The sequence below is a fragment of the Microcoleus sp. Z1_B2 genome, from assembly GCF_036700325.1.
Classification (GTDB): domain Bacteria; phylum Cyanobacteriota; class Cyanobacteriia; order Cyanobacteriales; family Microcoleaceae; genus Microcoleus.
The window spans coordinates 21,504-43,347 of the sequence record NZ_JAUBOQ010000044.1; the positions used below are offsets into that span (position 1 = coordinate 21,504).

Here is a 21,844-nt window from a genome sequence, read left to right on the forward strand (position 1 = left end):
ATTCGGAACGATTAAGTTTGCATGATTTATGCCTGACTTTTCGCGTAGGCCGTGCAGTTGTTGTCCTGATCATTTTCTCTTTTTTGCTCAGGTCTTGACAAACTCAGTTTGCGATCGCTAAACTGAGGGAAAACTGATATTGACAATTAGATAAGTAAATTATATAATGACAACCCTCAAAGCCTCTGAAGAGGGATTAGTAAAAATTAAGCAAGCTAGAAGAGAAAGGGGCTCGACCATAGAAGACCCCAGATGGCTAGTAGAAGCTAGTAAAACATTAGAACCCGATCGAACTTGGACAGAGGCCGGGCCTTATGCTGATGGCCTCTCCCTGCCAACTTGGAGGCGTTTTTTAGGAGGAAGAGAACCCATTAAGGCTAATGCTTTCAAGGCTTTCTGCACGGTTTTGCAGTTGAATTGGGAAGAAATTGTCGATCGTCCTCCTTTAGCCCCCTCTTACCAAGGGAGGGTTGGGGGGGTTAAAGATTTTTGCCAACAGCATATTGATTCGGTAGTGCAAGAGATACGGCAAAAATGCCACAGCAAAATTCAACAGCTTTACAGCAAAATGCAACTGTTGGATATTGCACAGCCCGTTGATGTCAGCAACCTCTACGTTGAAGTCAACATTTTGGAGGAAATTACCAGTTGGCAGCCGGGAGAAATTAGCGATTTACTGAGAGACTTCAACCCAGATGCGGATAACTTTAACCGCTTGGGATTAGGTAAAGTATGCCAGAAACGAGTACCAGGATTGGATGCCGTGAAATCTCACTCTAAACTGATGGTACTCGGCAAACCTGGTTCCGGTAAAACTACCTTTTTGAAACACATTGCCATTCAGTGCGATCGCGCAAAATTTGAAGCCAACAAAATACCGATTTTTATCCCCCTAAAAACCTTTGCTGCAATCGCTAATCTTGACTTATTAGAATATATCAGCGACGAATTTGCCAGTTGCGGAGTTGAGGCGCGATCGCAAACTGAATCTGTACTTAGTCAAGGCAGATGTTTGATTTTATTGGACGGCTTAGATGAAGTGCCAGAATCAGATAGCGATGCAGTCGTCAGACAGATTCGTCAGTTTGTCCAAAAGTATTACAACAATCAGTTTATTATTACCTGTCGAATTGCCGCGGCTAAGTACCGATTTCACGACGAAGCTTTTACCTGTGTGGAGGTAGCCGATTTTAATTGCGAGCAAATCGCTGCCTTTGCGAGCAATTGGTTTGTGGCTTTTTCCCAGAATATGGAGGCAGGGAAAGCTTTAGCATCTCAATTTGTAGAGAAGCTGAAACTGCAAAAAAATCAGCAAATCAGAGAACTGGCAGTAACGCCAATTTTGCTTAATCTGACTTGTTTAGTATTCCAAGCCAAAGCCGATTTTCCATCCAACCGAGCCAAGTTGTATGAGGAAGGAATGGAAATTATGCTCAGAAAATGGGATGAAACTAGAGGCATTCTACGGGATGAAGTTTATCGCGATTTGAATTTGTGCCGCAAGAAACATTTACTTGCTTTTGTAGCAGCTATTACTTTTGAGCGGGGCGATTATTTTTTTGAAAAAAACACAGTTCAGCAATTGATTGCCGACTATCTAGCTAATTTGTCCGATGCCACAACTGACCGCGTTCAGTTAGAAATAGATAGTGAGGTTGTCCTGAAGGCGATCGAGGCACAACATGGATTATTAGTGGAGAGGGCAAGAAGGATTTATTCGTTTTCTCATCTAACATTTCAAGAGTATTTCACTGCTAGAGAAATTGTTACCAATTCCGATCCACAAGCTTTGGAAAAACTGGTCAGCCACCTGACCGAGAAGCGTTGGCGAGAAGTTTTGTTTTTAGCAGTTGGAATGTTGCAAAAAGTTGATGACTTGTTGCTGTCAATGAAACAGCAAGTTGATGGGCTGGTCGCTGAGGAGGAGCAGTTGCAGCAGTTCCTAACATGGATCAACAAAAAATCCCTTTCTGTTGATTTTCCCTACAAACCTGCGGCAGTTAGAGCATTTTACTTGACCCTTGAATATCCCCTCCTTGACTGCGGCTTTGCCCTTTCTCTTGACCCTTATCTGAAAAAAGTTGTGGGACAAGCTTTGGAACAGGTTCTTAACCTTGCACTTGAAGGTGCTCTTGACCTTGCCCTGAATACCGTCCTTAAGGATGCACTTGAGCCTACCCTTGGTTACATCAGCCTTACCCTTGAACGTACCCTTGTCCCTAACCTTGACCTTGTTCTTGACTCCGACCTTGTACCTGCCCTTAAGCCTGAACAAAGGCAAGGGATACAAGAACTTCTGGAACAACTGCCCGATCCAAAAAGTGACAAAGAGATATTTGCAAAATGGTGGCAAGATAACGGTCAGTCTTGGGATAAGCGATTAAGACAAATGATGATTTTGTATCGCGATGTGCGCCGCGTTTGGCAATTTAGCGAACAGCAGAAGTCATTGCTGAGGAAGTATTACGATGCTAATAAATTGCTGGTATATTGCCTCAATAGCGCTTCTAATGTATCTCCTGCTGTGCGGCAGGAAATTGAGGAGACATTGCTATTACCGATCGCCAATATTCAAAAAACCAGTGACAAGTGCGATCGAGTTTAATTGATCGCCATCGCCTTCCCCTTCGCCTTTACACGGAGAGAGCCACTGGAAATGATATAATGGCTAAAAGTTATTAGAAGTAAAGCGTATGAACATTACTCTAAAACCTGACCATAATAAATTCATTGAAGCCCAAGTCAAAAGTGGCAAGTATTCTTCGGTGGATGAGGTAATTGCTGCGGCGTTGGAACTACTCGCAGACAGAAGCGATCGGCAACAGAGCGATCGTTATCAAGAATGGGTCGATGAAACTCGTCCAAAAGTAGCGGCCGGACTAGCTCAGCTTGAACGCGGCGAAGGAATTGATGGGGAGATAGTTATAGCTAGATTGCGGGAAAAATTTCGCAAAATGCGGGAAAATCAACAATGAGCCGCTACATTATTTCCCCTGAAGCCAGTCGCGATCTCAATGAAATTACCGATTACTTTGCAACGAGAAATGTAGAAGCTGGTGAACAATTTATTGAAGACTTTGATAAAAAGTGTCGTAATTTAGTTAAGTTCCCCAATATAGGGCGCAATTACGAAGAACTAGCTCCTTCTGTGCGGGGAATTCCTATCAGGGGTTACATAATTCTTTATCGGGCACTGGACAACTTAATTGAAATTGTTCGGATCGTGAGGGGAGAACGGGATTTACCTTCTCTATTTTCTGATGAGGATGAGTGCAATTGCTGGTAGATTGCCTCAATAGCGGTTGTAGTGTATCTCCTACTGTGCGGCAGGAAATTGAGGATGCATTGCTGTTGCCGATCGCAAATATCAAAAAAAATCGGTGACAAGTACGCGCGTGCGAAACTATCCCGTAGGGAATCGCCCGCTCTAATTCCACTCGCTACCTACTCCCATATTAAGATGCGATCGCCCCACAATTCGTCATTCAAAGCCAGGAAAGCGTCAAAGGATATATCCACCTTGAAAAACTGGGAAAAACGGCAAAAAGCCCCCTTTTTTAGGGAGCTTAGTAACTTCCGTTATTGCTCAAAACAGAAATCCTACTGCGGCTTTGGCAATGACTTTTGAGGGGTTGCTACACCAACTTTGGGAATATCCACGATCGGTGCATTCACCCCAAGCATCAAATCGTTAGGATTAACCATCTCCACCAGAGGCTCGTTTAAAGCCATCATCAAACCGTCAGATTCAGCAGGAACGGGCGATCGAGCAAACTGAGGAGCAAACAATTGGCGGCCGCCACCGACACCAGACACCACCGCAACCAACAAAGCTGCGATCGCACCTCCACCCAAAATCCAAGTTTGTTTCGGCTTGCGTTCCACCCGCTGCAAAACCTTCGTCGCCAACTCCTGTGCAGATTGTTCCGCAGCAGGCACCGGCATTGCCTGAAAGCTCTGCTGCATCATCAGCAGTCGCGAGTACAAACGCTTCGTAGTGGGGTCATTTGTCAGCCACTCCTCAACTTGCCGGCGTTCTGTCGCCGTCACTTCACCGTCGAGGTAGGCACTTAGCAATTCAAAGCGATCGCGCATCATAGTAGTTACATTGCCCTGGGCATAATTGTTGTTAACTTGATTTTGGGCGAGTGAATCCCCGACGCCTTGCTGATTTTGATTTTTATCGGATTCAAAGTTACCCTTCATATTTCACACTTGCTCTAATTGGGGAATCACGCACTCGCTATTAGAATGATTTACTGCTTATTTATATTTTAAAATAGAAGTTTTGATGTCACAGCAAACTTCATCAAATCTTCTTAACCCGCCTCTGAAATTACTCTTGCTAATTACCATCAAGATATTTTTGCAATTCCAACTGCAATCTTTGGCGAGCTCTAGCAATTCTCGACTTGACAGTTCCCAGAGAAACTCCGGTCATTTCGGCTATTTCCTCATAGGCTAAACCTTCTATTTCTCTCAAAACAATTGTTGTGCGGAATACTTCCGGCAAATCTGCGATCGCCACCCGCAACTGGTCGTAAAATTCTCTCGTCGTCAAATCTTCATCAGGCCCCGGACTGTCTGCCGGAATTTCCCAATCAACCTCGCCATCTTCCAGAGTACGAGGTACGTCGAGCGACAGCGGAGTTCGCACCCGTTTGCGCTTCCGCAACTCATCGTAAAACAAATTAGTGGCGATGCGGCTCAGCCAGCCCCGAAATTTAACAGGCTCTTGCAAGCGGTTAATATTGCGGTAGACCCGAATCCACACTTCCTGAGCCAAGTCTGCTCGGTCTTGCCAGTCAGGGGCCAAGTGATAGAGAACCCTGTCTACGTGGGACTGATACCGCTTCAACAGTTCTGAAAAGGCCGTGGTCTCAGGTCGATTTCCTTCCTGACACCGCAACACCAAGTCATAATTAGAGAGTTTTTCGGCTGGCAATTGCACTCTTTGAACGGTCGCCACAACCGCAGACCAGGACACGGAAATAAAGTCGCTCATCGGTGGAATTGGCTCATCGAACATTCCACACTTTTTGACGTTAGGAGATCGTAACAAGTTCCCCTCTTCTATCTCAAATCTCAAATCGATTGACTAATGCCCGACAACCTCGCACGCTCCAATACTAACCCAACTGCTAGAACCGTCGGCCCAATGTTCCTTTTTCCAAATCGGTACATTGTGTTTGAGCGTATCTATGGCGTACTGGCAAGCTGCAAAGGCCGAGTCCCGGTGGGGACAGCCAACAGCCACCAGTACGCTGATTTCGCCTACCTGCAAGTGTCCGACGCGGTGGTGAATGGCGACCCGATTGACATCGGCCCACTGGCGGCGGATTTCAGTAGCAATTTGCTGGAATACTCGCACGGCCATCGGTTCGTAGGCTTGATATTCTAGGGAAACTACAGCTTGACCGTCAGTTTGGTTGCGGACTGTACCGCTCATCATTACCACCGCTCCGTTGGCGGGGTCATCTGCCAAAGCGTATATTTCCTCTACAGACAACGGCGCTAAGGTAATGGCGAAGCTGTCTGATTCATGGCGTTGAGGAATTGTGCCGATCGAAAGTGCAGCCAAGGAGTTCATTGCGAAAGAATTGGTGCTGGAGAAGTTAATTGATCTTGACACAAATCAAGTCGCGATGGATTTGTCTTGCATTCTTGTCGGGGACATAGGGCGACTAATCTTGAGACCCATCTTGTAGCACGGGTAAGAGCTCGACTCCATCGCCCCGAACTTCTGCACCAGTGCGATCGGCTACACTATGACTGACCAGAAGCAAATTAAGATCGTGCTTGAAGACGAGCCGGATGCTTGTTCGATCGAATTAACTGCCGATATTGCTGTAGCAATTCAATAAATCAGCACCAAAATAAGTAGTGTCATTCGCAACTCAGTACAAGCAATTTCCAACCCCAATCGATAACTTCGTTCCCTTTTGAATGAAACAGTTAAGTTTAATTGAGCCCGGAGTTCCGATCCGCGTCTGCAAAATTTTGAGCAGTCGATGTAAACTTTATTTATTTTTTTGTTCCGGAAAGCTACATCAATGACATGATATACCTGTGCAGGGTTCAGGAAAATTAGCCAATACTCGGCAAAAGCAAGACCTTAACGCCATTTTGTGGCTTTTATGAAACATAAGTTAATAATTTGGGCTGTTAATTGAGGTTTTGACCTGAGTCTGCACCAATAAAGGTTAACAACAATCACGAGGAAACTATGGAAGCACTAGCATTGAGCCACTCTTTTGTTGCTTATGAATCTCCAGAGTCCGAACTCCAAGTCAAGTCGTTAGACCAACTGGGCTTGAAAATTCCTAATTCTGCATGGATAGGCGTTGCAGGTATGGCAGTAGCCCTATCTGTTCTGAGTGTCGGTGGCGAAGCCCAGGCCGCAGGTTGCTACCGCAAACACTGTGGCCATCGCGCCCATCACGGTCATCACAACTACGCCAAAGTTGTCACCAATGGGGGCCGACTGAATATCCGCAACCGCCCCAGTAGCTGTTCTCATGTAATCGGCAAGTTATATCGTGGAGACCACGTAAAATTAACCGGTCGTTACAAAAACGGCTGGGCACAAGTCAAAGGTGGCGGCTGGGTATCTGCGTCCTGGCTTTCCTAACTCTTAACTAGAGCACTTGACATTTCTAGAAAGAGTTTTAATCGTTACCCGGCCATACTGGGTAACGATTATTGTAAAGAGGCGATCGATCCTGAAAATCATGGAATATCCGAAATTCATGACCACGAATTTCAAAGGTGGTATCAAGCCCCCGGATTTATCCGTGGAATCAATCCAAAATCGAAAATCCAAAATCCTCAAGAAAGAGCATTTATCTCGCGCAAGTCAATCGAAAATCCAAAATCCAAAATCTAAAATCGATTGACTAACAACTAACAGCCTAAACTTTACCGCCGCCGATTAGATAAAGTAATGCCATCCGCACCGCCACGCCGCTGGTAACTTGCTGAGAAATCAGGCTAAACTGGGCATCGTCCATCAAATCCGAACTAATTTCCACGCCGCGGTTAACTGGGCCTGGGTGCAACACCTTCACATCGGGCTTGCAGAGTTTCAGTCGATCGCGCGTAATCCCGTACAAAGAATGGTACTCTCGTAAACTAGGCAGCAAATGGTCGCTCATCCGTTCCTTTTGCAGCCGCAAAGTCATCACAAAATCAGCATCGGCCAAAGCAGGTTCAAGCTGCCAGTGCAAAAATAACTTGCCTTCCCTACCATCGCCACACTCAGCAAACAACAGCGGTAGCAAAGTCGGCGGCCCGGCCAAATGAACCTCTGCCCCAGAAGCCGTTAAACTCCAAATATTAGACCTAGCCACCCGCGAATGCAAGATATCGCCCACCACAGCAATTTTTTTGCCCGCTAAAAGTTCCAGCCGCGGATTTTCGTTATCTAACAGAACACAAATAGTAAATAAGTCTAGCAAACCTTGCGATGGGTGTTCGTGCTGGCCGTCTCCAGCATTGAGAACGCTGACTCTTGACCCCAAGCGATCCATTTCCGAAGCAATCGTGCTGGGAACTCCAGCTTGTTCGTGCCGGATTACCATCAAATCCGTTCCCATCGCCAGATAAGTCTTAGCCGTATCCAGAATAGTCTCCCCCTTCGTTAGAGAAGAACTTCCAGGGGTAAAATTCAGCGTATCCGCTGACAGCCGCTTCGCCGCCAACTCAAAACTATTGCGAGTCCGGGTAGAAGGTTCAAAAAACAAATTCGCGACCACTTGACCCTGCAGGGCCGGCACTTTCTTCGTGCGGCGGCCGAGCACATCCCGAAAACTGGCTGCTGTTTGCAGCACCGTATCGTATTCGTCCGAGGTAAAATCAGCCAGAGTGAGAATGTGTCGCCTTGTCCAAGTCATACAATTTTAGATTTTAGATTTTAGATTTTAGATTGAATCAATCAGGACGGACGATGGGTTTGGAACTTGCTGGTACGCCCGCTGTGCTGTCGCCTTTGAATGTTCGATCGACATTTAGGGGTGGCGATCAACAGTATCCAACAATTTTCGATCGCTTTTGCGGTCAGTAGAGTTATAATCGGTTTATGTAGTTCACATCCCACTCTCACAGCGAACCCAGCGTCGAAGGTGAAACAGGTGTGGTTTACCCGCAGGAAAGCGGAAATTACGCTGTAGCAGCGAAAGCGCAGTAGTTGCAGTTTCTCCTACGCAAACTCAGCCTTTTCCAGAACAAGCCGAGCGCAGCCCTTGCATCTACTACTATGTGGAAACAATTGAGGCGGCAAACCTTCCACTGCCGATCGACAGCATACAGTGCGACATTTCACAGATGATTAATTCTTTGAAGTCGGTCTTGACTATTCAGTCTTGCTTATAGGGCCTTGTCAAAACGAACAGTGTTGAGATACAAGTTGAATATGTAGCTTCCCGACTAAAATCTACACGTATCTTGGCTAGACTGTTCTTGGCGAAACTGCGATAAAGAGTGTGCGCTGGGAAGTGGTAATTACACAAGATTTAAACAATTCAAGAGGTATTATGAGCCAGAAGGTGATACAGCCGATGGTTAAGTTCCAGCGTCAGGTGCATTCTCTCGTCACGTCTGACATTATCAAGCCCACAGACAGTATTTGGAAAATTGCTCTGCTTTACGGCGACGAATGGCCGTACTGGAAACAGCAATTGCTAGAGTTTGATTTTTCTATGCAAGACCCCGTGAGCGAATTGATAGCTGTAGAAGCTTGGGACGAAGAATAACAGAGGAGACGGAGGACTGGGGTGTCGGAGAGAAATTTTGAGGCGATCGGGTAAATTTTCTTTCATAAATTTCCGTTGCTAAATTCTTCCCTCTTCCCTCGGACCTTTGCTCTGTTCCTAATGACTAATGACTTCTGACTTCTATTAAAGGGAAGCTGCTAAAGCTCGAGCTAATTGTTGAGCAGTTTGAAAGCGATCCCCAGGCTTAGCTGCGGTGGTTCGCAAAATGGTGTCCCGCAGCTTGGGGGCGATCGTCGGAATATTATCGAGCTTAAACCCGTAACCTCCCGGTATTTTCCCGTAAAAGTTTTGAGGGCTTTGGGCCGTTAGCAAAAAAATTAAAGTAGGCCCAATAGCATATAAATCCGACTGAGGGAGAGGCTGTCCCCGGTCTTGTTCTGGTGCGGTGTAGCCTTCAACGCCGATGCGAGTGCCCGGAGGAGTGCCGATTTCTTTAACGGCACCAAAATCCAGCACTGTAATGCAATTGTCGCGGTGGCGCACCAGCAAATTAGCAGGTTTAATATCCCGATGGACGATCGGGGGTTTTTGAGAGTGAATGTAGTCCAAAACCTCACAGGTTTGGATCATCCACTCTATTGCTTGTTGGGGAGCAACAGGGCCGCGGTTGTAGATGCGTTTTTCTAAATCCTCGCCGTGGAGCATTTCCATCACCAAGTATTTTTTACCCCCTTCCACAAAAAAGTCAAAAAACTGAGGAATTCCCCGATGGTGGAGGGCCTTGAGAGTTTTAGCTTCACGTTCAAACAGTTCTTGAGCTTTGGGGATTTGAGCCATATCAGCATTCATTTCCTTGAGGACTACCAGAGAAGCGGCGGGGGAACTTCCGGGTTGTTGAGCTTTCGCTTTCTCTCGATCCCAGGCTAAAGTCGTTGTCCCCATACCGCCTTGGCCCAAAGTTCTTAGCACTTGGTAGTGGCGCACCGTGCGATCGACTTTAATCGGTTCGCCGCAGTGGATGCAGAATAAATTCCCCTGCGGGTTTCCCGCATGGGTACATCTCGGTGCCACGAGATTGACGGTGGGGTTCGCCTTAATTTTGCCGCCGAGTTCAATAGTAATCACTTGGAAATGCAGAATTGGGCCGCCCCGCGCCAACTGGATCAGGGCACCGTCGGATATCCAACCCTGAGACATGAGAATACCGTTAACCAAAGTGCCATTTGTCCCCGAATTGACTAAGTACCACTGGCTGGATCTCCCGCTATTAACTCTTTGCAGTTCCAGATGCTGCCGCGACACTAGAGCATTGGGGATCACAACGTGATTTTCAGGAGAGCGGCCGATGCGAATAATGGATTCGCTCTGGAAACTCCACTGTTGCAGGGGGGTTTGTTTTTCTGGATCTAAAAGAGTCAGCAGCATTTTCGCTTGATGTGGTTGAACTCCCTAATGTGGCAGTGAGAGTTGGCGGGAATTTACAGATTAGGGGCGTAGGGCTTTGAAAAATTAGAAATTAAAAATTAATTATGAGCTTCACACGTTAGTTTTAGGAAAACTTTATAATATCCTGATTATGATTAAAGATTTCATAAACCATGAATTTATAAATAGTTTTTGGGGAACAATTATTCATAAAATTTGTGAGGGGTCGATCGCTCCTTAAAAAACAGTCGATCGATTTAACAATTGCCACAACAAAAACTAGGTAAACAATCGCTAAACTTTTACGTAAATTTGATGTAGCAGCAGATTGTGATGTCAGCCCCACATATATATGTAGAGAAGACACTTCCCACGTTGCCCCGATAGCGATCGAGTATAAAACAGATTTTGCATCAGCCCGCCTGCAGACTAACTTCATTTTAGTTTATTTTTTTTCATTAGACTAACTATTTTTGTAAGTGAAAGCTCTTTCAACAATGATGAATCCACTTACTATCAAGCAACTTTATTCGGTAGATTTCCTGAACATAGTCTCAAAATTAAAGCTACTGATAAATGGTTGGTACTCCACAGCTTTTCTGCAATCTTATGGGTCTGCAATCAGTTTTTGAACACTCAAGCTGAAGCTGCTTTAACACCGGATACCTAGAAAACAGAGCGAGAAGTAAAGCTTTGCCCGGAAACGACAGAAGCTGTTTTTTTTCTATGCAACAATCGGAGGTTTAACCCAGGCAGTCACGGGGGAAAGCGCCACCTTTGGAAAAGTTGGCAGCATCCAAATTCTAAAATCGAAATGCGCCTACCTGCGCCCGAATGATAATTGCCGTGATATTGTCGTGACCGTTGCGTTTGTTGCCGAGTTCAATCAACTGGGCAACTCCCTGGTCGAGATCAGCTTGGGGATTGAACAGGGGTTCGAGAGTGTTCTGCCAGTGAGTTTCCAACAAATCATTATCTGTCAGGCCGTCGGAAGCCAAAATCAACAAAGTATCTTCGCACAAGTCTAAAAACTGCACCTCTGGCTTGAGAAAATTACTGTCTCGCGGGCCGATGGCTTGAGTTAGTTGATAGGCGTCGGGACGGGCATAAGCAGTTTCCGGGTCAACCCCGCGCTTAATTTCGCGCTGGCCTACTTCGTGGTCTGAGGTGATTTTTTCTAGGGTTTGTCCCTTTCTCAGTCGGTAGAGGCGGCTGTCGCCGACGTGGGCAACGGCGAATTGGGTGTCTTGAACTAAGACTGCGACTAGAGTTGTACCCATGCGGGCGCTGCCGGAGCGTCCGTCTTTTTGATTGATTTCAAAGATGGCTTTGTTGGCTAGCAGGACTCCCTCGCGGATGGTGTCTGCCGGAGGTAGTTGATTTTCCCAACGGGTTTGAAAGAATTCTCTGAGGGTTTCAGCCGCTAGTTGACTGGCTACTTCTCCGCTGTCGTGTCCGCCCATGCCGTCGCAGAGAATGTAAAGCCCTTTGGTTTGAAAAATGCGACCGAAGGAGCTTTCGAGTTTGTTTAGCTGAGTCCAGATGCTGAAGAAGTCTTCGTTGTGGTCGCGCGTGCGGCCAACATCGGTGAGGCCTGCGTCTTCTAAGCTATAAATCTGGAGTGGCATGGGCTGGGTTAAGACCTCGCCAACTTCGGGGGGGGACTCGTCGGGGCTGCGGTAATGCCTGCGCGTCGGGGTTGAGCTTGGTGAAGGTGCGGGTTGGAGTTCGAGGGGAACTGTTTCTAGGCGCGATCGCAATTCTTCGATTGTGTTAATCTCGCCTCTGTACATTTGTTGCAGCAATTCGAGCAATGCGCCAAACTGAGTGCGACGATCGGACTGGCTAAATATCACCTGCCACAATTGCCCCAAATCTACCAGTTGCAGGTTGGAGCCGGCCGGTTCGGGATAGAGGTATTGCAGCCGCAAAGAAGCCAAAGAAAAGGAAGAGTCGGGGTTGACTCGCAAATTTGTCAGTTCCAACAAGCTTTGCCGACAGCGCCAGGGTTCTAGGGCAGCCCACAGTTCTGTCATTTCGTGCAGCCAGTATAAAATTTGCTGGGTGGAAGTTTCGGGTTGATTCCAGCGTTCTACCAGCGGCGGCCATTGGGAACAGTCTTCTAGCAGCAGCACTGCCTGTTCGTTGTCTGACCAGCTATCGTGAATGACTGGCAGGTTTTGAGAGAATTGCCACCGGAGTGCCAGATAAGGTTCAGCTATGCCTTGGCAAAGCTCTGCTAAGGCGGGATTGGTTGAATTTTCTCCGTCTTTGATTGCTGCGGTGTAGGGGGATGTTCGTCTGGCGACGCTGGCAGAGTTGGCTGCTAGCATGGCTTTGAGGGGTGACATTTCCAGCGGCTGACAGTCCAAGACTGTTACTGCTACTGTGTCTGAGCGTTTTCTCGGCGGCACGGTTTCTAGGAGTTGGTAGCGCTGCTGAGTGTCTAAATAAGCTCCTGCTGGCTGGGAAGGGATGACATATTCTGAATTGGGGATGGGGAATTCTGGAGATGGGGGGGAGATGTCAGCTATGTTTGGGCTGTCGGGGTTCTCGGTTGCTTCCGGGATTTGTTGAGGCTGTGGTGCGGTTGTAAAATGCTGCTCAGATGGGGTTATTTCGCGCTCTGGTGCTGTAGTAGAGCTTTTTTCGGTTGTTTGAAAGGATGCTGGTACGATCGCCCCCACGGCTACCACAGGGTCAATTTCTGTGCTGCTGAATTCGCCGTCGCTTGGCTGTGGAGAAGTTGATGCGACTGCTATTGGGGGTTCGGCTGGGGTGGTTATTTCGGTTTTAATGGCGTCTGTGATTGGTTCAGGAGAGTTTTGGCGCGATGCGATTTCTGGAACCCTCTCTGGTTTTTGGGGAAACTCGGCTGGGGGTAGGGTGGACTCGTCTGCCTCGACTGCTGGAAAATTCGATCGACCGCAGATAATGGCCCGCCACACTTGACCTGTTGCGACGCCGCAATTCTGACATAATGCGGCGCTAAAAGCGACTTGGGCACCGCATTCGTGGCAAGGTTTGTAAATTAGGGAATTTCCGCATTGTTGACAAAACTTGTTTGGATTGGGATTTTCAAATTGGCAGCGGGGACAGAGAAGCATAGGGGTTTTAAATTGGAGATGGGCGATCTAGTGAAAGCGGTGGGGAGTTTTGGGTTGTGGCCTGTGAGTTAGGAGTTATGAGTTTTGGGTCTGACTCGCAACGGATAACTCCCATTGCCCTATGCCTTATTTTATCGGGATGAATTCAGAAGTAAGATATTTCTTAGAACTGAGATGTTGCATCGGTGTCAGGAATAGGCTTCTTAAGCCACATCTACAACAACCTCTCTCGCTTCAGGGCCCCAAAAGCCAGCCCCACCGGTGGTAACAGCGTGCGGGCCCGACAATAAAAGTTATCTCATGAGTGGAACGGGCCGAAGATCCCGTTCTTAACAACGGTGCAATATGTCAGTTAGAACTCATGTGTTGCACCATTCTCAATTACTTGTTTAGGAACAGGCAAGATGCCTGTTCCACAAGAAAATTCCTTCTTTGTGGAACAGGCATCTTGCCTGTTCTTGACAATAGTCCAATATCTCAGTTAGAAGAGAATTGCTGTAGAATCTTCTTGGAAAACGGTTTCTCGGGCGATCGACACAATGGTGGAAAGGGGTACTTCACAGAAATATTTCCGCCGGAATTGTTCTTCGGATACTGCTGCTAGGAATTGCGCTGCAAAACGGGCGGCGATGGGGGAATTTGGCACTGAGGATTGGATGGATTGGCTATGTAATAACTGTTGGGGGATTTGCTTTGGCGCGTCTTCCTGCTGTGCGGTTTCGGGTTGTCTGGTGATGTGGAAAGCTCGATCGCGATAATTGATTTTAAAACCGAGATATGTTAGGGTTTTGAACCCTAGTTGCAAGGATGTGTCGCTGATGCCGAGTTTCTGGCGGAGTTGCTGTCTGGTGACGGGTTTTTTGGTGCGGCTGAGGTATTTGGCGATGCCGATTAGCTGTTGGCAGATTTGCTGTGGGGGTACGAGTGGGGGTAATGTGTAGGCGATCGCGAGTTTTTTCTGAGTTTGCTGTGCTTGGCGAAACCAGATCCGCAGTTCGTCCCAGCTTGCGGGGCATTCTTTGAGGACGATCGAGTTTTCGCGATCGACCTTTTGGGAATTGTAAACTAGATTGTCGATCGACATTGAAGATTCTAAGTTTGTGCTGGCTGCTAACAACTCTCCATCATTATTTTTATTGCGCCAATCTACGATCCAATCTATTTTAGCGGGCGAATTGATTTGGCCCTCTTCCGTGCGTTCTTGCACTGCTACGAGGCGCACTTCATACCGCGATTTGTAAGTATTAAAATCGAGTTCAACGGTGACATCGCAGCGGCCTTGGGGAACTTCATTTTGATTGTGTCCCCACCAAATGCCGGGAAATCCCGTAGGGCTAGATTCATCCCTAATTGTAAATTCTGTTTTGATATATTCTACTTTTTGTCCTTTCAAATCCTTGATTTTTTGATTCCAGAGATTCTCAAACCAGCAGTTTTCAATCAGCAATTTGGGTGCTGGATTGCCCATACCGCACGGTTCGAGCAATTTTAGTTCTTGAAATAAGTCTTTGCCTAATTCGGATACAGTAATTTTTAGGTCTGCTTGAACGGGGGCGGCTGTTAAACTATCGGTGCTGTATTGTTGTCGCAGTTGCTGATTTACCGCATCGGTAAATAGGGGGATATTTTCCACAGGGAGACTCAATCCGGCTGCAAAGGGATGACCACCAAATCTGTCCAATAAATGCGCTTGGTCTTTGACTAATTGGTAAAGGTCAATTTGATTGGCAGAACGGGCGGAACCCCTAGCTATTTTAGATTTTGGATTTTGGATTTTGGATTGGGGGAGTGTTGGTAATTCTGGGTTTAAGGAATCGATAAATTGTGTTTCCGGGGAATTTTCGTTAATTTCTTCGCTTCCTTCTGTGCTGAATAAAATCACGGGGCGGCCGTATTCTTGGGCGATTTGTCCCGCTACTAATCCTAATACTCCTACGGGCCATTGAGGGTCGCTGAGGACGATGACGCTAGTAGTTGAAAGGTCGAGTTTGGCTAATTTGTTGGCGGCATCTTTGGCAACATCTTTTTGTAAAGATTTGCGCCGGGAGTTGGCAATTTCGGTTAGATTTGCTAGTTCTTCGCAGCGTTTTTTGTCGCGGCTGGTGAGGAGTTCTACGCAGAAGCTGGCGTCGCCCTGAATGCGGCTGACGGCGTTGATTCGGGGGCCGAGGCCGAAGGAAATGTCGGTTGGGCGATCGCCCGATCTTTTGCACAGTTCGAGCAATTTTGCAACTCCTGGACGGGTGGGATTTGTGAGTTGTTTTTGCAGTTGTTCGATTCCGAGTTGTGCTAGATAGCGGCAGTCTCCTGTGAGTTGGACTAAATCGGCAATTAAGCCGATCGCCACTAATTCTAATAAATCTGCGATCGGGCGGTGCGGAATATCCGGTAATGTGTGATATAATGCTTCAATTAATTTGTAAGCTACTCCCACTCCTGAAAGGTTAAATAGTTGGTGGTTTGGGGGAAAGTAGCGGGGATTGATAATGGCTGTAGCTGGCGGGCGATCGTCTGGTAATGTATGATGGTCGGTGACAATTGTATCGATGTTTAAGCTGGTGGCATATTCGATTTCGGCGATGTTTGTACTGCCGGTATCGCAGGTAATAATTAAGCTGATTCCCGCTTTTGCTAAGGCATCTATTCCTGGAATATTGAGTCCGTGAGATTCGGTTAAGCGGTTGGGAATGTAATAAGTTAATTGGTCGTTTTGAGTAAAAAATTCTCCCAGTCCATCCCACAAAACGGAGGTTGAGGTAATGCCGTCGGCGTCGAAGTCTCCCCAAATTGCGACTTTTTCTGCGCTGTTTCGTGCTTGCTGGATTCTTTCTATCGCCCAGTTCATTTCTAGTCCGAATTCAAAGGGACTTGCTGGTTGGTAAAGTTTTGGATTTAAAAAACCGGGTATTTGTTCTGGGTTGTGAATTCCTCTATACCAGAGAAGTGCGGCGGCATAGTTTCCGGGGAGTTCTGGTGCGTGGTTCCTGACAGCTTGGATCAGCCAAGCTGGGGGTTGGGATAGGGGTTGAGTTGGCAAATTTTGAAGTATTTCTGTCATAAGTTATTTCATTAATTCCTGTAGGGGCGGGTTCACCAACAATCTTTCATTCACATCCACAATATCTATAAACCCGCCCCCACCGGGCGACTAATAGTTGCATAGTACAAGATTTGAATTAAATAAATATTTCATCGATTATAGCAAGATTTGGTAGCCAATCTGTAGGAGTTTCTGCGAGAAGATCGGGTGAGGTAATTTTTGTGTCGGTTGTGCGGTTGCAGCGAGTGGCAAATTGACAGGAATCGCAAAGATTGGAACTAATTTCTACTTGGGGTAAGAATTCGCCGCCTTCGGTATAGCGCTGTCGCCAGTCGGTTAGCTGCTGCAAGAGGTTGGTTAAATCTTGTTTTGTGCGATCGTGTTCAGTTTGGTTGTAATAAAATGTGAGTTTTTGCGGCGGTTCTTCTCCTTGCAATTGTACGAACCAGTATGTCATGGAAACTTGTTCGGGGGAATAGTCGCTGGTTTCTACTAAGACATATAAATAGAGGCGAGTTTGCCAACTTTCAGCTATCCATTTTGACTTTTGAGGGCGGGGATAGGTTTTCCAGTCGAGAATTTGGGCGGCGTTTGGTTCGGCTATTAGCAAGTCATAGATAACGGTGAATAGGTAGTCTTGGAAAATTAGGGTGCGGGGGTGTTCGGCTTGGCGGAAAATTCTATCGCTATTTTCTGAATTGGCGAAAAGTTCGGGTGCGGTGTTGATAAATGCTGCCACACAGCGTCCCAGTTCGGGGTCTTGTTGGATGATGAATTCAATGGGAAGTCCGAGTTCTCGCTGCTGCATTAATAGGTGAAAGTGGCTTCCCCATGTGAGTTTTTCTTTGTGTTCTGGGGATGCGGTGGTGGCTAGGAGTTCGAGGTAGCTATGTTGGAATTTGCGGGGGCATTCTTCGAGGATTTTGAGTTGGGTTTGGGAGAGTCGGAGCATTTTTATTTAAGGATATTCATATTGTTTGTTGCTGCTGCTTGTAGTTAGAATCTTCGTCGCAGTCAATAGTACCGAACAATTCCAATACTTTCAGTTGTTTTCTCATTGCAGCTTTAACAGCAGGATGAATCAATTCTTCAGGAATTCGATTGCGCTCAATATAAGTATTTATTTCTTCTTGGTTATCCAAATAAAAGCTCAGCGCGTCAAAAATTTGAGCTAATTTCAGGTGAGGTAAGTGCATGGGGATTTCTTCAGGAGTAATACCCAAACGCCACAATTCAACGATCGCCCGAACGGAAGTCCTGGTTCCTGCGATAATTGGTTCGCTTTGCAAGATTTCAGGGTGACGTGCGACATAACGCGAAACAGATTGTAGATTCATGGCAGATTAACAGGGCAGATATATTTTTATTATATGTTATGATTGAGGCTATAAGTGTGTAAAAAAGTAAGGGCGATCGCACTTTTCGTCAACCTATCTACAACTTCCCAACTTGTTGAGCAAACCACATCGCCGCCGTCCCATTTCCCTCACCCAAAAGTTTCAAAGTCTCCGAGAGTAAAGCAATTGGCAATCCCTCAAGAGCACCGGAAATTTCGCATTCTTGATATTTCCCGTTTTCCTGCAAGCGAAATGCCAAAACTCTCTCACCCTTAATATCTACTACCCAATACTCAGGAATTCCCAGCGCAGCATACAACCGCTTTTTTTCATCTAAATCGCTGGCCAAAGTAGTATCGGAAGTTTCTATAACTAAATCGGGGATTCGCGATTTATTCAGATTGACTCGGCGCGGTTCACCTTTTTGCCACTGGATGAATTCTCCGCCGACATATAAAATGCGATCGGGCGCACCTCCTCCCACCTTTGGCTTCTCAATTACACATCCACCCAAATCATCGAAAGCTTGTCCTCCTTTGCTGACAAACCAAAATCCAAACACCAGAGTCAAGAGGTTGTTAAATCTGGCGTGATTAATTCCTTCATTACCCATGTCTATCCAAAGATATCCTTCATAAAAAAATATTCTGGCTTCCTCCAAAGATGGATCTTCGCAAGCCGCTACATAATCTTCCCACGTCGCGGCTTGCCATTGGGGAATTTCACCCACTTGAGACACGATGAATTTTGGAGTTGTATAAGTCATGATTCAAAAGCAAATTGAGGATATTTTTATCCTAACTGAAGTTGATATTTATCTGCTGGATGCCCAGAAACCGGGTTTTTGCGAAAATACTGGTTACAGCCCGCAAAAACCGCAAAAAACCCGGTTTCTTTGATTTTGATGCGGTGTTTATCGAATTGCTGTGGGCGCCGCAATTGGTACTTCTAAGTCTGGCTGCAAGTCAAAGACTACGACAAGTGTTGCTTGAGGCATGAGTTGACGCAGACACAGCAAGTGTCCGTCAGCATCCGATCGACTGCGAAATCGCCCCACAATCGCCCGCTGCATACTGGGCATGAGTTTGGCAATCGCCCAAGGGTAAAGGCGTTTTTGGTACGCGATCGCACTAGGATTCGCTGTGAATCCCTGTTGATAACCGTTTTGTGGCATAATCGTGTTGTATTCGTAAGGAGTACACAAAAGGCGTTAGTAAGTTTCTTCGCGGGAATGTACTAACGCCTTTTCCATTAAAATTCAAGCACATATCACAAGAATTGTCAATTGTCAATTCTTAACGCTAAGTTTTAACGGTTATCCTATCTGAAGCTTTTATCGGCTATGGATTTGAGGGTTTTAGTAAGTGTTGAATTGTTTGCAAAAGTGATATATTTTTGATTTTTAACCGCAAATGAACGCGGATAAACGCGGATGAAGGAAAGATAAATTTAGTATGAGTTAAGGGGCGATCGCACTTAATCACACATCACACATCACAAAATCACTCTTTTGTCAATACAAAAACACTGTCTTTATTCCCCCGTCCAATCCGCAAATCTTTATCCAAATAAGTGACATCCAGCCATCCCTGCTGTTCGCGAGTATCCAGCCCGAAATCTACAGCAGCGAACTTTTTACCCGACTCAATCTCATCGATAAACTTCCCCGGATATTCATAGCCAATCAACCTGCTTAAACCTACTATAGACCGCTCAAACTTCACCTGCACTCGCCGTTCGGAAGTTGGCTCAAATCTTGCTGCTACACTGACAATTCCTTCCAAATAAGGCAAGCCGTAAAGTTCGCCAATGTTGTAAATTTTAGATTCTTTGACGCGGATAGATTGATAAATTTGACCCAATTTCACCAAGGGAAAACTGTCGAGATTCAGCAGTTCGCGGCTGGTGGTGTACAATAACCGCCAATCACCATTTAAAAGCTCTCCGGCTTCGACAGGGCGTGGTGTGGGGTTGTAATCTTCCAATTGGGCGATCGCACTTAAAATCGCTTGCTTGTCGCTAGCCGTAGCCAGCAAACCGCGATTCTTACCAGCAATTATCTCTAAGAGTGCAGATTTTCTAAGCATGATTTTTTAAGAAGGAAGAACACGGATTTTGACACGAATACACGGATTAATTATCGAAGGTGAGGCAAAAGTCAGACCGCTCTTTTCTTCTGTCTCAAGCGAGAGGGAGGAAATTTTGTGTACTAGCGATATTAATCGCCGATTCCGCAGAGTATTAAGCTGTTGTGCATTTAAATAGAATGTCAAAAAACAATCTAATTCTTGTGGGGTGGGCGTCTCGCCCGCCCTGAATATGCAATTTAAATGCGTGACAGCTTAACAACTAATAACTAAGATATCAAATTTCACCAAATAAAGCAAAGTCCGATACAGGTCGGCTAATTCTTGCTCGTTTTTAACGTAGCGTCGGATAAGTTCCCCCACGCCGATCGCACCTTCCTGCTTAATTGTCTCCAATATCTCCATCTGAATGTTAACAGATGTTCTCCTATCCTCACCAAAACTGGTAAACCTAATTGTCTGTACCTGCTTGAAAAGTTCTGGTGTGGCGATCGCACCCAGACTCAGCATCATCTCATTGCTTAAACTTCTAGTCGCATAATTAGCCAATACCCGAAACGGATCGTCGCCTAGGGGATAAGGCGGCTTCCCAGGTTTTAAAGGTGCTGACTCCGGTGCCCCCTGGCGAATTTCTGCTAATTCCCGCCACAATTGTTCGTAAGCAGCAATTACTACTTTCCAATCATAAATTTCCCTCGCCCTTTGTCGGGCATTTTCCCCCATCCGCTTTCTCAATTCGGGGTTTTCAATTAATTCACACAACGCCAGGGTGCAAGCATCAATGTCTACTGCTGTCGCGAGGGAAGTGTGACCCATGTAAGTCGGCCAATTTAAGCTGTCGTCAAGATAATTTAGGGCTAAATCTAAACAAGATTCCGGGGGCGGGATGAGTGTGGGAATGCGGAAGCCGTCTATTTCGTGGCGTACAGATTCTTTGTATCCGTTCCAATCGGAGACTATGGCCGGGAGTCCGTTCGCCATGGCTTCTATTGGTGTCAGTCCGAAGGATTCTTGAATGTTGTCGGAAAGCGAAATGAAAATGTCGGCCGCCGACCAAATATTTATTCTAATTTCGGGCTGTCTCCCATCTAAAAAAATAGCATTCACCGAGGGACAAAATATTGGCGCGCTCTTTTTAAAGTCGGGTTCTTCTCTCGGATCTTCGATCCAACCGGCTTGAATTAAGTGGATTTTGGCTTTTGTCTGTTGTGCCGCCCGTTCTAGGGAGATGTACATGGGTACCGGATGAGCTTTTGCAGAAAAAGTCAATCTACCGACAAATAACACAACAATATCTTCGGGAGAAATGCCGAGTTCTTGTCGCATTTGGTGGCGAATATTCACTGCTTCCACACCCTGCGGAAACGCGCTGCAATCGACTCCGAGGGGAATAACGGGGAATTTGACCAAAATTTCCGGTTTACCGCCGTTGCGCTGGGCTAAATATTCAGACCACTCTCTCATAACTCCTTCTACTGCTGTTTTCACGGCGGCAGATGTGCAGATCAGGGCGTCCCAAGGCTGCATGGGTGCGGTGATCAAATCGCCGATCGCCTCCATGATGTATTTTGTACCGATCGTGTGAGTAACGCCGCAAACGCTGTAGGCCCGCTGATCGACAAATCTGCGCGCCCAAACCATCTGCGACAGAACCGGATCGGGTCGGTAAATTGTGCCCGGTTGAGATAGCAAATCCGGTCGTTCCATGGGAATCCAGCGGACTTTCCGAGGTGTTTGCAGCCAAGGTTGGATGTGCGAACAAAACTCTTTAAAGGTTGTTTCGCTATCGGCGCAACAGTAGAGAGAGTCGGCGGTTCCGTGTTGGACTAAGCTTTTGAGAAACCCTTCTCCGGCTGAATGACGCCCCAGAAGTTTTTTGCCTCCGGTGTGGTAGCCCTCTTTGTTGTATAAAACCGCTGCCGTTATATCCATTCTGAGATTTATTGCTTGAGAGTTGACTGAAGAAGCCAGAGGGCATTCGGGATCAGGCTTTGATGAAAAACCAGGAGACTGTTGTGAATCAAACCCTTGCTGTTAGGGAGGCTTGCAGAACAGGATCGCCGCTTGTCCCGCGATATCTTAAAGACGATCGTCTTAGAGTACAATGCTTACGGCTAAAGAAGGATTGGCAAGAGCG

21 protein-coding genes are annotated in these 21,844 nt (G+C 46.5%); 8 read left to right on the top strand and 13 right to left on the bottom strand.

The genetic code is table 11. From position 1 onward, the window contains the following. The first annotated feature begins 166 nt into the window (after positions 1-166). The 4 genes from QT984_RS22895 to QT984_RS29865 all read left to right on the top strand — a co-directional run bounded on the left by QT984_RS22895 (position 167) and on the right by QT984_RS29865 (position 3,384). On the top strand, positions 167-2,605 hold the full coding sequence (locus tag QT984_RS22895) for an NACHT domain-containing NTPase (protein WP_333055323.1): 2,439 nt from the start codon (positions 167-169) through the stop codon (positions 2,603-2,605). A gap of 88 nt (positions 2,606-2,693) precedes the next feature. Then, positions 2,694-2,975 carry a type II toxin-antitoxin system ParD family antitoxin gene (locus QT984_RS22900; RefSeq protein ID WP_333055324.1) on the top strand — a complete coding sequence of 94 codons (282 nt, stop codon included), beginning with the start codon at positions 2,694-2,696 and terminating at the stop codon, positions 2,973-2,975. Continuing rightward, the gene (locus QT984_RS22905; protein ID WP_333055325.1) at positions 2,972-3,286 is read left to right on the top strand and encodes a type II toxin-antitoxin system RelE/ParE family toxin; all 315 of its coding nucleotides are present in this window, start codon (positions 2,972-2,974) and stop codon (positions 3,284-3,286) included. Before QT984_RS22900 ends, QT984_RS22905 begins: the two co-directional genes overlap by 4 nt. Beyond that, a complete protein-coding gene (locus tag QT984_RS29865) occupies positions 3,271-3,384 on the top strand; it encodes an NACHT C-terminal helical domain 2-containing protein (RefSeq protein WP_445243033.1) in 114 nt (37 codons plus the stop codon). The genes QT984_RS22905 and QT984_RS29865 overlap by 16 nt, the downstream gene beginning before the upstream one ends. 216 nt (positions 3,385-3,600) lie before the next feature. Here QT984_RS29865 and QT984_RS22910 read toward each other — a convergent pair whose 3' ends face one another. From QT984_RS22910 to QT984_RS22920, 3 genes are all read right to left on the bottom strand, one after another. Next, complete coding sequence (locus QT984_RS22910) at positions 3,601-4,206, bottom strand: zf-HC2 domain-containing protein (RefSeq protein ID WP_333055326.1); 606 nt, start codon at positions 4,204-4,206, stop codon at positions 3,601-3,603. A gap of 139 nt (positions 4,207-4,345) precedes the next feature. Next, positions 4,346-5,005, bottom strand: a complete 660-nt coding sequence (locus tag QT984_RS22915) for a sigma-70 family RNA polymerase sigma factor (RefSeq protein ID WP_041622468.1) — start codon at positions 5,003-5,005, stop codon at positions 4,346-4,348. Positions 5,006-5,098: 93 nt separating this feature from the next. Beyond that, entirely contained in the window at positions 5,099-5,590 is a 492-nt protein-coding gene (locus QT984_RS22920) for a molybdenum cofactor biosynthesis protein MoaE (RefSeq protein ID WP_333055327.1), read from the bottom strand. A 636-nt stretch (positions 5,591-6,226) separates the two neighbouring features. Here QT984_RS22920 and QT984_RS22925 point away from each other — a divergent pair. Beyond that, positions 6,227-6,631, top strand: coding sequence for an SH3 domain-containing protein (locus QT984_RS22925; RefSeq protein ID WP_333055329.1), 405 nt, complete (start codon positions 6,227-6,229; stop codon positions 6,629-6,631). A 280-nt stretch (positions 6,632-6,911) separates the two neighbouring features. On the opposite strand, the gene QT984_RS22930 is transcribed toward QT984_RS22925, so the two are convergent. Continuing rightward, entirely contained in the window at positions 6,912-7,892 is a 981-nt protein-coding gene (locus QT984_RS22930) for an aspartate carbamoyltransferase catalytic subunit (protein WP_333055331.1), read from the bottom strand. 32 nt (positions 7,893-7,924) lie between these two features. On the opposite strand from QT984_RS22930, the gene QT984_RS22935 reads away from it, so the two are divergent. Next, the gene (locus tag QT984_RS22935) at positions 7,925-8,062 is read left to right on the top strand and encodes a hypothetical protein (protein WP_333055332.1); all 138 of its coding nucleotides are present in this window, start codon (positions 7,925-7,927) and stop codon (positions 8,060-8,062) included. Positions 8,063-8,531: 469 nt separating this feature from the next. Then, positions 8,532-8,750 carry a DUF4327 family protein gene (locus tag QT984_RS22940; RefSeq protein WP_193973492.1) on the top strand — a complete coding sequence of 73 codons (219 nt, stop codon included), beginning with the start codon at positions 8,532-8,534 and terminating at the stop codon, positions 8,748-8,750. Positions 8,751-8,894: 144 nt separating this feature from the next. Here QT984_RS22940 and QT984_RS22945 read toward each other — a convergent pair whose 3' ends face one another. From QT984_RS22945 to QT984_RS22970, 6 genes are all read right to left on the bottom strand, one after another. Next, a complete protein-coding gene (locus tag QT984_RS22945) occupies positions 8,895-10,136 on the bottom strand; it encodes a protein kinase domain-containing protein (protein WP_333338906.1) in 1,242 nt (413 codons plus the stop codon). Between the two features lie 803 nt (positions 10,137-10,939). After that, positions 10,940-13,243 carry a serine/threonine phosphatase gene (locus QT984_RS22950; protein WP_333055334.1) on the bottom strand — a complete coding sequence of 768 codons (2,304 nt, stop codon included), beginning with the start codon at positions 13,241-13,243 and terminating at the stop codon, positions 10,940-10,942. A gap of 481 nt (positions 13,244-13,724) precedes the next feature. Continuing rightward, positions 13,725-16,301 (bottom strand): DHH family phosphoesterase, encoded by a 2,577-nt coding sequence (locus QT984_RS22955; protein WP_333375031.1) that lies wholly within the window; start codon positions 16,299-16,301, stop codon positions 13,725-13,727. Between the two features lie 118 nt (positions 16,302-16,419). Beyond that, positions 16,420-17,235: a PD-(D/E)XK nuclease family protein gene (locus QT984_RS22960; RefSeq protein WP_333055337.1), complete on the bottom strand. Its 816-nt coding sequence runs from the start codon at positions 17,233-17,235 to the stop codon at positions 16,420-16,422. A 16-nt stretch (positions 17,236-17,251) separates the two neighbouring features. Continuing rightward, complete coding sequence (locus tag QT984_RS22965; protein ID WP_445243032.1) at positions 17,252-17,620, bottom strand: DUF433 domain-containing protein; 369 nt, start codon at positions 17,618-17,620, stop codon at positions 17,252-17,254. A gap of 97 nt (positions 17,621-17,717) precedes the next feature. After that, entirely contained in the window at positions 17,718-18,386 is a 669-nt protein-coding gene (locus QT984_RS22970) for a Uma2 family endonuclease (RefSeq protein ID WP_333233680.1), read from the bottom strand. On the opposite strand from QT984_RS22970, the gene QT984_RS22975 reads away from it, so the two are divergent. Continuing rightward, complete coding sequence (locus QT984_RS22975) at positions 18,385-18,519, top strand: hypothetical protein (RefSeq protein WP_333313655.1); 135 nt, start codon at positions 18,385-18,387, stop codon at positions 18,517-18,519. The two genes, QT984_RS22970 and QT984_RS22975, sit on opposite strands and share 2 nt — an antisense overlap. 14 nt (positions 18,520-18,533) lie before the next feature. Here QT984_RS22975 and QT984_RS22980 read toward each other — a convergent pair whose 3' ends face one another. From QT984_RS22980 to QT984_RS22990, 3 genes are all read right to left on the bottom strand, one after another. Continuing rightward, the gene (locus tag QT984_RS22980) at positions 18,534-18,794 is read right to left on the bottom strand and encodes a hypothetical protein (protein WP_333375033.1); all 261 of its coding nucleotides are present in this window, start codon (positions 18,792-18,794) and stop codon (positions 18,534-18,536) included. 328 nt (positions 18,795-19,122) lie between these two features. Beyond that, the gene (locus QT984_RS22985) at positions 19,123-19,707 is read right to left on the bottom strand and encodes a PAP/fibrillin family protein (protein ID WP_333273478.1); all 585 of its coding nucleotides are present in this window, start codon (positions 19,705-19,707) and stop codon (positions 19,123-19,125) included. A 255-nt stretch (positions 19,708-19,962) separates the two neighbouring features. Beyond that, complete coding sequence (locus QT984_RS22990; protein WP_333375035.1) at positions 19,963-21,639, bottom strand: glycosyltransferase family 4 protein; 1,677 nt, start codon at positions 21,637-21,639, stop codon at positions 19,963-19,965. Between the last annotated feature and the right edge of the window lie 205 nt (positions 21,640-21,844).

Coding starts and splice junctions, on each gene's coding strand:
- QT984_RS22945 (WP_333338906.1), bottom strand. CDS start 10,136: ATGCTGCTGACTCTTTTAGATCCAGAAAAACAAACCCCCCTGCAACAG.
- QT984_RS22970 (WP_333233680.1), bottom strand. CDS start 18,386: ATGACTTATACAACTCCAAAATTCATCGTGTCTCAAGTGGGTGAAATT.
- QT984_RS22940 (WP_193973492.1), top strand. CDS start 8,532: ATGAGCCAGAAGGTGATACAGCCGATGGTTAAGTTCCAGCGTCAGGTG.
- QT984_RS22955 (WP_333375031.1), bottom strand. CDS start 16,301: ATGACAGAAATACTTCAAAATTTGCCAACTCAACCCCTATCCCAACCC.
- QT984_RS22980 (WP_333375033.1), bottom strand. CDS start 18,794: ATGCCACAAAACGGTTATCAACAGGGATTCACAGCGAATCCTAGTGCG.
- QT984_RS22925 (WP_333055329.1), top strand. CDS start 6,227: ATGGAAGCACTAGCATTGAGCCACTCTTTTGTTGCTTATGAATCTCCA.
- QT984_RS22930 (WP_333055331.1), bottom strand. CDS start 7,892: ATGACTTGGACAAGGCGACACATTCTCACTCTGGCTGATTTTACCTCG.
- QT984_RS22965 (WP_445243032.1), bottom strand. CDS start 17,620: ATGAATCTACAATCTGTTTCGCGTTATGTCGCACGTCACCCTGAAATC.
- QT984_RS22985 (WP_333273478.1), bottom strand. CDS start 19,707: ATGCTTAGAAAATCTGCACTCTTAGAGATAATTGCTGGTAAGAATCGC.
- QT984_RS22975 (WP_333313655.1), top strand. CDS start 18,385: ATGATTCAAAAGCAAATTGAGGATATTTTTATCCTAACTGAAGTTGAT.
- QT984_RS22960 (WP_333055337.1), bottom strand. CDS start 17,235: ATGCTCCGACTCTCCCAAACCCAACTCAAAATCCTCGAAGAATGCCCC.
- QT984_RS22905 (WP_333055325.1), top strand. CDS start 2,972: ATGAGCCGCTACATTATTTCCCCTGAAGCCAGTCGCGATCTCAATGAA.
- QT984_RS22920 (WP_333055327.1), bottom strand. CDS start 5,590: ATGAACTCCTTGGCTGCACTTTCGATCGGCACAATTCCTCAACGCCAT.
- QT984_RS22895 (WP_333055323.1), top strand. CDS start 167: ATGACAACCCTCAAAGCCTCTGAAGAGGGATTAGTAAAAATTAAGCAA.
- QT984_RS22950 (WP_333055334.1), bottom strand. CDS start 13,243: ATGCTTCTCTGTCCCCGCTGCCAATTTGAAAATCCCAATCCAAACAAG.
- QT984_RS22910 (WP_333055326.1), bottom strand. CDS start 4,206: ATGAAGGGTAACTTTGAATCCGATAAAAATCAAAATCAGCAAGGCGTC.
- QT984_RS22900 (WP_333055324.1), top strand. CDS start 2,694: ATGAACATTACTCTAAAACCTGACCATAATAAATTCATTGAAGCCCAA.
- QT984_RS22990 (WP_333375035.1), bottom strand. CDS start 21,639: ATGGATATAACGGCAGCGGTTTTATACAACAAAGAGGGCTACCACACC.
- QT984_RS22915 (WP_041622468.1), bottom strand. CDS start 5,005: ATGAGCGACTTTATTTCCGTGTCCTGGTCTGCGGTTGTGGCGACCGTT.